This window comes from Altericroceibacterium endophyticum (assembly GCF_009827595.1).
Classification (GTDB): domain Bacteria; phylum Pseudomonadota; class Alphaproteobacteria; order Sphingomonadales; family Sphingomonadaceae; genus Altericroceibacterium; species Altericroceibacterium endophyticum.
Map to the genome: position 1 here is coordinate 1 of NZ_WTYT01000010.1, position 14,786 is coordinate 14,786.

Genomic DNA, 14,786 nt, shown 5'->3' on the forward strand with positions numbered 1-14,786 from the left:
CCGCGGGCCTGAAGGCGTGTCTGGAGCCAAGAGGTGCAGATGGGCGAGCCGCCGCAGGGCGAACCAGAGGGACGCAAGTGAGTATCCGTACCGCCAATGATTGCGCCTGGTTTCCTTGGTTAAGAGAGCGCTCAATGGTTGTTATTTTGCGACATATTGTCTCATCCAGCTTCTAAAATGGTATTTGCGATTAAGACGGTCTATTGATCACATGGCTGGTTGCCTTTCCGGAGGCTGCCGAAGGTGATTAAAGGACCGCGAAATGTTTGAAGGATGGGATGCTTTATTTTTAGCGAGGCTGCAGTTTGCTTTCACGGTTAGCTTCCACTTCATCTTTCCGGCATTCTCGATCGGCCTTGCCAGCTATCTCGCAGTTTTAGAGGGGCTTTGGCTCAAAACCGGAAAATCGGTTTACCTCGATCTGTTCAAATATTGGCTGAAGATCTTCGCCGTGGCTTTTGCTATGGGCGTGGTTTCGGGCATCGTCATGTCCTATCAATTCGGGACCAACTGGTCGGTCTTTTCCGATCGGGCCGGGCCGGTCATTGGCCCGTTGATGGCCTATGAAGTGCTGACGGCCTTCTTTCTTGAGGCAGGTTTTCTGGGCGTCATGCTGTTCGGCATGAACCGCGTGGGGCGCAAATTGCACTTTACGGCGACCTGCATGGTTGCAGCCGGTACATTCATCTCCGCCTTCTGGATCCTCAGCGTGAATAGCTGGATGCAGACACCCACGGGCTATATCATGGGTGATCATGGCCGGTTTCTGCCGGGACCGAGCTGGATCGACATTATATTCAATCCCAGCTTCCCCTATCGCCTGGTCCATACTGTCATTGCGGCCTATCTCACCACGGCCTTTGTCGTGGGCGCTGTTGGGGCTTGGCATTTGCTTCGTGACAGAAGCAACGCACATGCCCGCAAGATGTTTTCGATGGCCATGTGGATGGCCGCGTTGGTCGCGCCGATCCAGATCTTCGCCGGTGACATGCATGGACTCAACACGCTGGAGCATCAGCCGCAAAAGGTGATGGCGATGGAGGGACACTTTGAAAGCCATCCCGATGGTGCGCCTTTCATTCTCTTCGGCATTCCTGACAGCGAGGCGAAAGAAGTTCGCTACGCGATTGAACTGCCCAAGATGTCTTCCCTGATATTGAAACATGACCTCAATGCGCCGCTTGCCGGTCTCGACACGATTCCAGAGGATGAACAGCCTCCTGTCGGAATTGTCTTCTGGGCCTTCCGCATTATGGTTGGCCTGGGCGTTAGCATGCTGGCACTCGGTGTATGGAGCCTGTTGGCGCGGTTCCGTGGCAAATTATATGATTGGAAGGGCCTGCATCGCGCCGCCATCATAATGGGACCGTCGGGTTTCGTCGCCGTGATCGCAGGCTGGGTCACCACCGAGGTCGGACGCCAACCCTATACCGTTTACAATTTGCTGCGCACCGCGGATTCGGCGGCGCCTCTGGATGCGCCGGTCGTGGCGGCGTCCTTGCTGGCCTTTATATTGGTTTACTTCGCAGCGTTTTCTGCGGGCACCTGGTACATTCTCCGTCTGATGAATGAGGCACCCCGCGCAGACGAGGTCGGAGTGAAACGCACGGAACAGGGACCGATCCGGACTGCTGGTTATTCACCAGGCCTGACACAGGACCCTACAAATGCGGGCGGCAGCAACACTGTTGCCGGTCAGCCCAAGGAGGACGGAGAATGAGCGTGAATATCGATCTCACCACCATTTGGGCCTGCATTATTGCCTTCGGTGTATTCGCTTATGTCGTTATGGACGGTTTTGATCTGGGTATCGGCATTCTGTTTCCGACTTTCAGCCCAGGGATTGAACGTGATCAGGCGATGAATTCTGTAGCGCCTGTATGGGACGGGAATGAGACGTGGCTTGTGCTGGGCGGCGGCGGGTTGTTCGCTGCATTCCCACTTGCCTATTCCGTTGTTCTGCCCGCCACCTATCCGCTCATTATCCTCATGCTGCTGGGGCTGGTCTTTCGCGGCGTTGCATTTGAATTCCGCTGGCGTAATCCGCGCCACCGGGCCTTTTGGGACAAGGCCTTTTGTGGTGGTTCACTGATCGCTGCAATGTGCCAGGGGATGGTTCTGGGCGCGCTGCTGCAAGGCATAGACGTGTCGGGCCGCGCTTATGCCGGTGGCTGGTTTGACTGGTTTACACCTTATACGGTGCTGACGGGGCTGGGCGTTGTGGCAGGTTATGCCTTGCTTGGCGCGACCTGGCTTGTCTGGAAAACAGAAGGCAGCTGTCAGGACCATGCCTATCGCCTGTCCTTCCGATCGGCGATTGCCACGCTGGCCCTGCTCCTGGCGGTCAGCATCAGCACACCGTTTCTTGAGCCGCAATATTTCGACCGCTGGTTCACACTGCCCGGCTTCATTTTCGCCAGTCAGGTTCCCCTTCTGACACTGATTGTTGCCGCTTGCCTGTTTTATGGCCTGCGCAAGAAATGGGAAGCTGCGCCATTTTGGCTGTCGCTGGGCATATTCCTGCTGGGCATGATGGGGCTTGCTGTGTCGCTCTGGCCCTATGTGGTCCCCGGTGAGATCACCATCTGGGACGCCGCAGCGCCTGAACGCAGCCAGATATTCATGCTGGTCGGCGTGGCAATCACCATGCCGCTCATCATTGGCTATACAGGCTGGGCCTATTGGGTGTTTCGCGGCAAGGTAGGAGAGGATGGGTATCATTGATGCCGCGTCTGGAAGCAGATGATGCGCCGCTTTGGCAGCGCCTCGCATGGATGACTGCGATCTGGGCAGGGAGTGTCGCAGTGCTCGGCGTGGTTGCGTGGGTGCTCCGATCATGGATCAATTCGTAGGCGACGCATGATCGCTGTGTGGCTACCGGGCCGGTATGATAGGCGCGTAACAAAAGAGTCTTATTTCTCTTTCTCTGCGTGATGCCACTTCGTCAGGTCCGCTAGTCGCCAGCGCCTTGAAAATGCGTGATATTTCGCGCTTTTTCGCCGCTTTTCGTGCAAAACTGTTGCACAAATATCATGTCATTTTGCTGTAACCTGTCTGTCTCGTGACCGTAATGTGACCAAACTATTTGGCCTTCAACTCAAAGGAAGGCCAATTGATGAAAATTTCTCGCTCGCTTCTGGCTGCTGGTTCAGCCGTCATCGCACTTTCGGTCAGTTCTGCGGCTTTTGCCGGAGACGTGACCGGTGTTGTGGTGGATCAGACTGACACGATCGCCCTGCAATCCGCGGAGGTTCGGATTGTCGAACTCAACCGCGTCACATCCAGCCAGCGTGACGGCAGCTTCATCTTCGCCGACGTGCCAGAGGGCACCTATACGATTCAGGCCAGCTATATTGGCGCTCCGGTGGCCAAACAGACCATCACGGTTCCTGAAACGGGCCGGGTCCGCGCCAATTTCGCACTGGGCGATGATGCTACGCCGCAGATTCTTGTGGTGGGGCAGGGTGCCAATCAGGCTTCGGCCTTATCACGCAAGCGCGCATCTGATGTGGTCAGCGATGTTATCACGCGTGATGCCATGGGGCAGTTCCCTGATCAGAACGTGGCCGAATCCTTGCGCCGCCTGCCGGGTATCAATGTGCTGAACGATCAGGGCGAAGGTCGCTTCGTGTCGGTTCGCGGTCTGGATCCGGATCTGGTTTCAACCTCGGTCAATGGCGTGAACCTGCCTTCACCGGAAAGCGATGTCCGCTCTGTCGCGCTCGATGTGATTTCATCCGACATTATCGAATCCATCGAAGTCAAAAAATCGCTCACGCCCGATATGGATGCCGATACGATTGGTGCTTCGGTGGAAATCAAAACCACCAGCGCTTTCGACCGGCGCAAAGCGTACTTCAGTGCCAAGGCTGAAGGCAGCTACAATGATTATGCGGACCACGTCAGCCCCAAGGGTTCGGTGGATTTCTCCACCCGTCTCGGTGACAATTTCGGCGTGACCGGCGGGCTTTCCTATTACAAGCGCAAATTCGAAACCGACAATGTCGAAGCGGCTGATTGGGAAGAAAAAGATGGCCTGATCTACGCCGAAGAAGTTGAATATCGCGATTATGATGTTGAGCGTGAGCGCATCAGTGCGACGCTGAACTTTGACGCACGGCTGTCGGATACGACGTCGCTCTATCTGCGCGGTCTTTATAGCCAGTTTGACGATCAGGAATATCGCCGCCGCACCACGTTCAAGATGGGCGACGCCAATGTTTCAGGCAGCGGCACGAATGTGCTGTTTGACGACGATGACGCTGAGGTCGAAGTCGAGCGCGACATCAAGGACCGTATGGAAAGTCAGCGCATTCGCTCGATTTCCGCTGGCGGTGAAACCGACACTGGCGACTGGCACGCCGAATATATGGTGAGCTGGGCGAAATCCTCCGAGAAGGAAAGCGGTTCGGTCGATACGGCCAAGTTTGAGCGTAAATTTGAAAATGAAGGGACGCAGGTTGGTTTCGATTATTCGGATCCGCGCGTGCCGCTCTATTCCGTTATCTCCGGGCCGGCCGATTTCAACGATCCGTCGACTTATGGTCTGGACGATCTTGAGCTGACGACGCTGTCCGACGCGCAGGATGAAGAATATGCCGCCAAGTTCGATCTGGCTCGCAGCTTCTATACCGATGCCGGTGAATTCACCATGCAGGCCGGTTTCAAGGGCCGCTGGCGCGAGAAGACTTACGACAAGAACGCTGAATTCTACGAGGATGATGATTTCACGCTGGCCGACGCGCTGGGTGAACAAAGCTACCGCATCATCGATATGGGACCGGTTGCCAGCTATCGCGGGGCGACCGAGTTCTTTAATGCCAATCGCGACCTCTTCGAATTGCAGGACATCGACACGGCTTTTGATAGCGCCGCCGAAGATTATTCCATCGATGAAGATATCATGGCGGGATATGTGCTCGGCCGATGGGACAGCAACACCCTGCGGGTAATTGGCGGGGTTCGGTACGAGCATACCAAGAACGACATCACCGGCAATGAAACCCTGCTGGTCGAAGAAGGTGGGGCACTGCCGGATGGTACGCCAGCCGCTGATGACACCGTCCTGGTGACGCCGGTCAATTATAAGCGCAATTATGACCATTGGCTGCCCAGCCTGAATATCCGCTTCGCACCCGAAGAAAACACGGTCTTCCGTCTCGCGGGCTATCGCTCGCTCGTGCGTCCGAAGCTGGGCAAGCTTGCACCACGTTTCGTGGTGGAAGAAAACGACGATGGTGAGCGTGATGGTGAATTCGGCAATCCCAATTTGCTGCCCTATGAAGCATGGAACTTTGACGCATCGGCCGAATATTACATGTCGAGCAACGGCGCGATTACCGCGGCGGTGTTCTACAAGGATGTGAAGAACTTCATCGTCGATACGGTGCAGAAAGACGGGTCCTATCTCGGCATTCCATATGATGAAGCTGAAATTCCCATCAATGGCGACAGTGCGGAGATCTACGGTGCGGAAATCGGCATTTCGCAGCAGTTCAGCATGCTGCCGGCGCCCTTCGATGGCCTGATCGCACAGCTGAATTATACCTATACCAACGCCACAGGCAATGTGCCGACCGATGGCGACATCAATGACTTGCGCGAAATCACCCTGCCGGCAACGTCCAAGCATACGATGAATGCCACGCTGGGCTATGACAAGGGCCCGCTCAGCCTGCGCGTTTCAGGTACTTACCGTGACAAATATCTCGATGAGCTGGGCGATGAAGCGCAGGAAGATCGCTATGTCGACAATCACTTCCAGCTCGATCTCAGTGCGAAATACCGCGTGAACAAGAATGTTCAGATGTTCTACGAATGGGTGAACATCAACAACGCTAAGTATTTTGCCTATAACAACTTTGGCGGTCAGCGTAATCTGGTTCAGTATGAAGAATATAACTGGACGATGAAGGCCGGCGTGAAGGTGACATTCTGATGCGTTTGAAAACCACTCTGATCGCCCTCGGTGCATCCACTGCAGCATGCGCTCTGGCGGCATGCGCCACGACGGCACCTATCAATGCCTGGCCCGCCGTTACGGTCACGGCCGTGGCAGAAACAGATCCGGTCGGGACCGCTAACGAAGATGCCGCAGATGATCCGGCCATCTGGCGCGATGCGGCTGATCCGGCAAAAAGTCTGGTCGTGGCAACGGATAAGCGTGCCGGACTGATTGTTTATGACCTCACCGGCAAAACGCGTTTCACCGAAGATTCTGGACGGATCAACAATGTCGATCTGGCCGATATGGGTGAGCAGGGCGTGATTGTGGTCGCCAGTGACCGCAATGATCCGGCGCAGGCCCGGCTTGGTGTGTGGCGCCTGAACACTGACGAGGCGACCCTGACCAAGCTTGGCTCCGTGCCCGGTGGTGAAGGCGAGGGCTATGGCCTGTGCGTCTGGAAGAACGGTTCGGCGCTGCAGGCATATTCCGTGCTGAAAGACGGGACAGTCGCCGAATTTGCCATCAATGTGAATGGTGCCGATGTCTCCGCTACCCCTCTGCGCACGCTGAGAGTATCGAGCCAGTCGGAAGGCTGCGTCGTCGATCCGCGTGATGGCACCTTCTATCTGGGTGAAGAAAACGTCGGCATCTGGCGTTTCGCGCCCGGGGCAACGCAGGGTGAATTGGTGGCTCCGATCGATAATCTGCAATTGGTTGCAGATGTCGAGGGCCTCGCCCTTTTGCCGCAGGGTGAAAAGGCGGGCTGGCTGGTTGCGTCCAGTCAGGGTGATAATGCGTATGCGGTGTATGATCTCACCAATATGGCGCCAGTCGGGCGTTTCCGCATTGCCGCCGGGCGCTATGGTTCGACCGAGGAAACCGATGGCATCGAATTGAAGGGCGGATCTTTCGGTCCAGACTATCCAGACGGCCTGTTCATCGCGCAGGACGGCATGAATGGCGACCGGGCGCAGAATTTCAAATATGCCTCCTGGGCGGACATTCGTGACGCGCTTTACAGCCGCTGATCATTGTTGCTGGCTTTAACAGGGAAATCGCAGGCCATCCGGGAGTCATCTCGGATGGCCTTTTCACTGGGCATGGCGGGATTGCCCCCGTCCTCTTGCTCTGGGAGCGCGATTGTCGATCGGCTCGCGTTCTGGTTTAACTGATGCCTCACTTGCCATCGGAGTCGCATCCATGAACTCGCCATCCCATAAGTCGCTCTTCCCCGCTGCATCATCGACAAACCGGCGGACGTTTCTACGCGCCACCGGCACGGCCTTTACCGCCATGGTGGCGAGTGGTTGCATGCGTTCAGGGATGCAGCCCCAATCTGTAGCTGCGACCCAGCTCTATGGCCCGCTCGTCCCGGACCCGGCCGGACTGATCGATCTGCCGGAAGGATTTAGCTACCGCGTCATTTCTCAATTGGGTGATGCCATGAGCGATGGGTTGTCCGTGCCGGATAAAGCGGACGGTATGGGCTGCTTCGCGATGCCTGACGGCCGTATCGGCCTGGTCCGCAATCACGAGCTTAGTCCCGGCGACAGTAGCGGCGGCCTGACCGGCCCTGAGTCGGAGCTCCCCGCCTTTGACCGGATGCGTGACAGCGGCGCGATTCTGCCCGGCGGCACCACAACCCTGATGCTCAACCCTGAAACATTGCAGGTGGAGGAGCAATTCCGCTCGCTCGCCGGGACGATCCGCAATTGTGCCGGAGGAATCACGCCCTGGGGCAGCTGGTTGACCTGCGAAGAAAACGTCACCCGCGCGAAGGATGCGGGAAGCAGCAAATGGTCTTATCCGGTAAAGCGCGATCATGGCTGGGTGTTTGAAGTTCCCGCAGCGGCGAAGGGGCTGGTTGATCCGGTTCCGCTGAAAGCCATGGGCCGCTTCAATCATGAGGCTGCCTGCGTCGATCCGGCGACTGGTATCGTCTATTTGACGGAAGATCGCGATGACAGCCTGCTCTATCGCTTCATTCCTGAAACCAACGGCCGCCTCCAGGATGGCGGACGCTTGCAGGCGCTCGCCATCCGGGATGTACGCGACAGCCGCAATTGGAACGGCCGCGCCCTGTCCGTGAATGGCTGGCACGCCATTCACTGGATCGATCTGGATGATGTTGAAAGCCCGGAAGACGATTTGCGCCTGCGCGGTGCCGCGAACGGCGCGCTGCTGTTCGCGCGCGGTGAGGGCATCCATATGGGCGATGGTGAATTCTATTTCTGCTGCACCAGTGGCGGCGCTGCGGGGCTGGGGCAGGTGTTCCGGGTTCAGCCAGGCAAGGGCGATGATGGCCGGTTGCAGCTCTTCTTCGAAAGCGAATCAGTCGATCAGTTCAATTTTGGCGATAATCTGACGGTTGCGCCCAATGGGCATCTGATTGTCTGCGAAGATCAATATACCGACGTCGTCACCAACCATTTGCGCGGTATCGACCGGGTGGGACGCGCCTATCCTCTGGCGCTGCTTCATCAGCAAACTGAATTTGCCGGCGCCTGTTTTTCTCCTGATGGAGCGACCCTGTTCGTCAACCTATACAGCCCTGCGAAAACGCTCGCCATTTCGGGACCTTGGCGCATCTAAAATTTGTGCAATGCCACAAACCTTATAGCGACACGCAATAATCGGGAACTTCACAAAAATTCAATCATTGGGAGCTATTGGCAGGTTTGTTCGACTGCATCGACAGGGGAAGGGGGTTTCGTGCGTTGTGAAATTTCGCCTTTGTCGATTGCGTTTTGGCCTTCAATATGCGAGGCCAAAACTATTGCTGTACTCAGTATTGTTGGAATTACGCTGTAATGCGGCGTAATTCCCGACTGAGTGAGAAGTAACGGTTGTGACGGGCAGCCTAGTGAGTTTTTGCCCCCAGGGTTTGGGGTGTATGAGGGAGTTACACGGATGAATCGCAATATGCGCCGTATATTAGCGGCTGGCGTATCGCTTGGGGCGCTGACCGCGTCACCGGCTTTCGCCGATCACGTACCGGCAGATGGCCAGTACGCGGGTCAGAAGGACAGCGAGAGCGCAGCGTCTATTACCAAGACACTGGAAATCTCGATCGCTGATGGTGTTGCTGGTGATGTGGATACCATGGCTCCGGCTTCGGCTGCGGTTGCCAACCCGGGCACTGGCAAATCCGGGCAAGATTATGTCGCAACGGGCGCTACAGGTGTCGATGCGACCGTGGATGCGACGCTCATCAATCCAGAAGACCTGACGGTTCTGGCTTATGCGGCGGCGACTCAGACTGGCCTGGTTAGCGCCGCGGTCGAATCCGCTATTGCTCAGAATCTGACAGGTCCTGACGGCGCGAGCGGCGTGTTTACGAACAACGCTTCACTTGGCATTTACGCCACGGCGATCGCCAATGCGACTGATGCCGATCCGTTGCCTCCAGTTGGCAATGCCCAGGCGCAGCTCAGCAAGGGTATTTTGCAGAATGCCAACGCCGCTGACGGTGAAGCAGCGGTCTCTTTCGCCAATGCTGAAGATGCGGGCCTGCTGATTACCTCGAATGCCTCCGCATTGGGTGTTACGGGAGCAAATGCAGCGGCCTCAATTGGTACGGCTATTGATCAGGATGCGACGGGCGACAGCGCGGCCGCGTCCGTCACCAATGATGCTGCTTTCGACGTTAATGTCTCCGCAGACGCTAACGCTCTCAGCGCAGAAGCTGATGCGACTGTCGATTACGTCGTCTCGCAGAATGCTGTCGCTGATAATGGCGCCGCTTCGGTAAGCTTCACCAACAATTATGGTGCACCTGTCGCTGATGAAGGCGATGGCGAAGACGGTGATGCTGGTGATGATGTCACCGCTGATGATCCAGTCGCTCTGACGGTATCCGCTTCAGCAAATGCAACCGGTTCTGCAGCTGACGCGCTCGTCGATTTTGAAAACGTGTTCGAAGGTTCGGCAGACGGCACGACCTCTGCTTCGGCTTCTTTCGCCAATGCTGGTAATATTGACGTCAGTGGCATGATTAATGCTCAGACCACTGATGCAGAAGCGACTGAGCCAGGCCTGGTGCAGGCTCAGGGTGAAATTGACAGCCTGATCAATCTTGCTGCGGCCGGCGACACGGCAACCGCTTCATTGACCAATGATGGTGCGATTTCGCTGATGCTTGACGCTGACGCAGACGGCCTTGCTGCGGCAGTTGCCGCCGCTGGTGTAAGCGGCGGCGAAATTTTCAACGTTGCTGCCACCGGCAATGGTGAAGACAATGTAGCTACGGCTGGTTTCAGCAATGATGGCAGCATTGATGTTGACTTCATTGCCAATGCCTCCGGTGAAAGCGCTTCGGCTCAGGCCGGGCTGATGGAAAGCAACACGGAAGCTGCTGCCTACGCTGCGCTCATCACAGCCGACGGCACAGACGGCGCTGATGCTACGGCATCCTTCGCCAATGCCGGCACGGTTGATTTCGGCTTTACCGCAATGGCGATGGGTAATGCAGGCGCGACGAGCGAAGGCGACCCCGGCGTTCAGGCACGTGCCGGAATGGGCAGTGAATCAGGCACTGCTCCTTCCTTCGTGGTTGAGGCTTCTGCCGATGACGCGGATGCCACGGCATCACTCACCAATTCGGGTACAGTGACTTTTGCTGCAGATGCAGATGCTTTGCCGCTGAGCGATGAAACGCAGGGTGGCTATGCAGGTGCATCGGCCGCTTTGTTGGGCGGTGTTCTTGTTGATGCCGGTGTTGCTGGCAATGGCGATGGTGCCGCATCTCTTGTCAATGATGGCAGCCTGATTTTCTCAGCTGACGCCAATGCGCAAGGTTCCAGCGCTCGCGCCGGTGCTGCTGTCGCAAACCCGCTGATTGTTACGGCTGAAGGTGATTCTGAAGGCGGCTCTGGTACGGGCCCGTCGCTGGCCAATGCCTCTGCCAGCCTTGCCAACAGTGCAGATGCAATCATCGATATCGATGTGAATGCGGTTGCCAACGGCACCGCACAAACTGGCGCGGCTGAAGGTTTCTTCGACGACGCTGCTGCTTATGCCTATGGCATGACGCAAGGTATTCGCGTCGCCGCAGACACTGATAAGGGTGATGCGTCAGCTGCTTTCGATAATGATGGCACCATCTCGATCGATGTCGTGACAACTGCCAATGCGCAGAATGATGCCGAAGGTGTCGATGCGGACACAGCCTTTGCCATGATCGGCAACCCTTTCTCAATTTCTTCAAGTGATGCTGCTTTTGCAATCACTGCAGAAACGGATGACGAAGGCAACGGCACCGCTGTTCTGTCAAACGACGGGTCGATTGTCGTAAATCACTCGGCATCTGCCACAAGTGACACGCGTGCATTGGCCTTCTCTTCTGTCAACGGAGCGATTGTTACTGCTGGCGCTGATGGCGATAACGACAAAGCTGCACAGGCAACATTCGCGAACAACAGCGAATTTTCGCTGACCAGCAAAGCGACTGCCACTGCTGATGAAGTAGCTGTCCAGGCCACTGGGAGAATTGCCCAGGTGGGCGCTGAGGCGCGGAACGACTCTAATGATCCTTCCGGTTTGGCAAATGCTGAGTTTGTCAATGGTGCTGATGGCGTTGTTTCTCTGAACGTATCAGCTACCGGGACAGGAGCTTTGCCCGCTGTCTCTGGCACTAGCTTCGCTTCCGGCGTTGCGGCAATGGCCTCCGGTATCGCGGTTAACGCCGAATCGGATTACAGCGATGCTAACGCAACGCTGACCAATAACGGTGCGATCAACATTGCCGTCAATGCGACCGGTACGGCCAGCGATGGCAGTGTTGGTGTACTCGCCGGAATGAATTCGCCCTTCGCGCTTAGCGCTACGGCGAATGACGCTGATAATGGTGAAGCCACGACCACGTTCACCAATACCGGCGATGTCTCCGTACTGGTTTCGGCCGATGCAAATGCTGCGGACGACGATACGGAAGCAGATGTCACGGCAAACGCCAACGCCATCTTAGGCGCAAGCTATCTGAGTGGCCCTCTTAATGTAGAACAGCCGCTTGCTGCCCTGGCGATGAGTGCCAATGGCTCTGACGTTGTCCTGAATAACAGCGGCACGATGACCTTCGGTGTCGATGCAGCTGCTACGGGCGATGTCGCAGACGCAAATGCGATTGTTAACGGCGTTTCGCAGCTGGCCATGGGTGATGACCCGATGGTGTCTTTCGTCAATGCGACCGCAACGGATGCAGGGACAGACGCGTCGGCAGGCTACAATGTCTCGGCGCTGGCAAATGCCACGGGTCCTGACGCTTCAGCCGTAGCTAACGCTTTCGGCCTCGGCCAGGATGCCGACGGGAATGATTCCGCCACGGTCATGTTCGACAATCAGGGCAGCTTTGCTGTCTCGGCAACGGCCAATGCCGGTGACGGTGATAATGAAGTCGAAGCGACGGACGCGGATGCCGCCGCAAACGCCATTGGCGTAACGCAGTCGGCTGACTCGGACGATGCAGATCCGGTGGTGACCTTCGCCAATGCCGGTGACTTCAATGTGTCGGCTGTTGCCAACCAGCTCATCACCACCACCGAAGACGGTGAACCGGTGGAAACGATTGTCATTCCGGAAGGCGATGCCCAGGCTAGGGCGCTTGGCTATTCGGTAAATGACGACTTCGCTGCTGACTTCACCAATACCGGTACGATGGCGGTTTCGGCCATGGCTGCTGGTACGGGCGCAGTGGATGCAAGTGCTACGGCTGTTCAGTTCGTTGCCACGGGCGACGCTGCCACCGGTACTTTCGTCAATGACGGCACGATTTCCGCCATGGCGACTGTCACCAATGGTGATGCCGAGAATATCGGAACGGAAGAAGCTCCCGTCTATGCTGGTACCAGCGAGGCTCAGGCCATCGGTATCCACGTGAACGGCGATGCGAACACGGCAACTGTGACCAACAACGGCACAATCGCTGTAACGGCTTCGAATGACGGTAATCTGGGAACCGTCACTGGAACCGGTACGGCTGCCGATGCCAATGTTCCGATGGCTGCCACGGGTATCCTGTTCACGGGTGGTACGGGTACAACCGGTACGGCTACGACGGGCACGGCGGTAATCAACAACTCGGGCGTTATTACGGCTCAGTTGGTGAATGACGGCGTGATCGAATTCGGTACGGCGATCAATGTCGAGAATGCTCCCAATGCAGTGCAGGTCAACCTGCTCGGCGGCGGCGACATCTACGGCAATATCGAACTGTCGGATGATGATGCGATCACCGTTTCGGGCGGCGAAACCTCGTTTAACGGGATCGTCAATTCCGACGGTACGCTTGATGGCTCGCTGACGATCGCTGAAGACGGCACGCTTTACCTGCGCGATACCAGCGAAGGTGATGGCTCGGTTGTACCTTCGATGGTCAATGTGGACAGCCTGACGGTTACGCCGGGCGGTACGTTGGCTCTCGATCTGGCAGATGTCTCGCCCGACGACGCCTATCCGATGGTGGTGACCAATACGGCCGACATCACGGATGGCATCCTTGAGGTGCGTGTTGCCAGTGCCAATGGCTTGCTGGATGATAACTATAGCTACGATAATGTCATCACGAGCGATGAGCTGACAGGTACGTTTGCTGATGTGGTCTCGCTCGGCGTGTTCACCGATGTCGAAGCAATCTACGACGATGAGAACAATGTTGATCTCAACGTCGACCGTGTGAGCTTTGACGATGCACGCTTCAACCTCACCACCAATGGTGCAGCTGTCGGTGGCAACCTTGAAGGCATGTATGACTTCGATGGCAATGGCGACATGGATGAGCTCTACCAGGCTCTGTTCGCCATCGGCGATGCTGACCAGTACGCCAATGCAGCAACGCAGCTGAGTGGTTCGCAATATGCGACCTATCTCCAGTCGCTGAGCTGGATGGGTAATCGCTTCAATGGCATTCTGTCCGACATGGGCGAATGTGCAGCGATGAACATGGAAGCTGGTGCTCTGAGCTGTAAGCGTCAGGGTCCGGGCATCTGGGCAACCGCCAATTACGGCCGTGAAACGATCGATGCCGATGGCACGATGGGTGCACCTGGCCTGAAGGGCGACCAGTACTATGCCGCAATCGGTGCGGACATGCCGCTGGGTGAAAATGGCGTGATCGGCTTCGGTGTCGGCTATGTTAAGAACGATGCCGATTTCGAAGGCGCTGCCAATGGCTCGCTGCCAGGCACGATCGAAGGCGAAGGCTATCAGCTTGGTCTGTATGCCGCTTACGATCCGGGCAACTACTACGTGAAGGTCTCGGGTTCTTACTCGCAGATCGACAGCGACAGTAAGCGCACGATCTCGATCGGGTCCTTCGGCAACACGTTGACCTCGTCGCCTGATGCCGACATCTGGGGCATCGGTGGTGAAGTTGGCTACCGTCTGCCGGTCGGCCAGGCCATGACGCTGGTTCCCTATGCGGGCCTCGATTATGTGTCGGTCGAATATGATGGCTTCACGGAAAGCGGCCTTGCACCGGCTAACCTGGTGGTCTCAGAGGGTAAGGATAGCTACGCTACATCCGAACTCGGCCTGAAACTGCAGGGTCAGATGGGTGCGATTATGCCCGAACTGAAGGTGGGCTGGCGCCACAGCTTTGAAGAAGATCCCGCACACATCACGGCAGCTTTTGCCGGTGGTACGGGTGACACCTTCAATGTCTATGGTCCGGACCGCGATCAGGATGCGATCGTTGCCGGTGCCAAGCTGGCTGCGAACGTAGGCGAAAGCACCTGGGTCGAACTGGGCTACGAAGGCTGGATGGCTGATAAGCAGGATGTCCATTCCGGCTTCATCACGCTGCGTCATGAGTTCGGTGCGGCTCCGGCTGCGGTAGCTCCGCCTC

General features: G+C 56.8%; 7 protein-coding genes. All 7 read left to right on the forward strand.

Annotated features, from left to right (window positions below; all coding sequences use genetic code 11):
• The first annotated feature begins 262 nt into the window (after positions 1–262).
• Positions 263–1,720, forward strand: coding sequence for a cytochrome ubiquinol oxidase subunit I (locus GRI91_RS15735; RefSeq protein ID WP_160737667.1), 1,458 nt, complete (start codon positions 263–265; stop codon positions 1,718–1,720).
• A complete protein-coding gene (gene cydB / locus GRI91_RS15740) occupies positions 1,717–2,724 on the forward strand; it encodes a cytochrome d ubiquinol oxidase subunit II (protein WP_160737668.1) in 1,008 nt (335 codons plus the stop codon). The genes GRI91_RS15735 and cydB overlap by 4 nt, the downstream gene beginning before the upstream one ends.
• Complete coding sequence (locus GRI91_RS15745; protein ID WP_160737669.1) at positions 2,724–2,852, forward strand: DUF2474 domain-containing protein; 129 nt, start codon at positions 2,724–2,726, stop codon at positions 2,850–2,852. The genes cydB and GRI91_RS15745 overlap by 1 nt, the downstream gene beginning before the upstream one ends.
• Before the next feature lie 263 nt (positions 2,853–3,115).
• A complete protein-coding gene (locus tag GRI91_RS15750) occupies positions 3,116–5,938 on the forward strand; it encodes a TonB-dependent receptor (RefSeq protein ID WP_160737670.1) in 2,823 nt (940 codons plus the stop codon).
• Positions 5,938–6,975 (forward strand): phytase, encoded by a 1,038-nt coding sequence (locus tag GRI91_RS15755; RefSeq protein ID WP_160737671.1) that lies wholly within the window; start codon positions 5,938–5,940, stop codon positions 6,973–6,975. The genes GRI91_RS15750 and GRI91_RS15755 overlap by 1 nt, the downstream gene beginning before the upstream one ends.
• Positions 6,976–7,147: 172 nt before the next feature.
• Complete coding sequence (locus tag GRI91_RS15760; RefSeq protein WP_160737672.1) at positions 7,148–8,539, forward strand: alkaline phosphatase PhoX; 1,392 nt, start codon at positions 7,148–7,150, stop codon at positions 8,537–8,539.
• Positions 8,540–8,857: 318 nt separating this feature from the next.
• Positions 8,858–14,786: autotransporter outer membrane beta-barrel domain-containing protein (locus GRI91_RS15765; protein WP_160737673.1), on the forward strand; the 5,929-nt coding region annotated here is incomplete at its 3' end.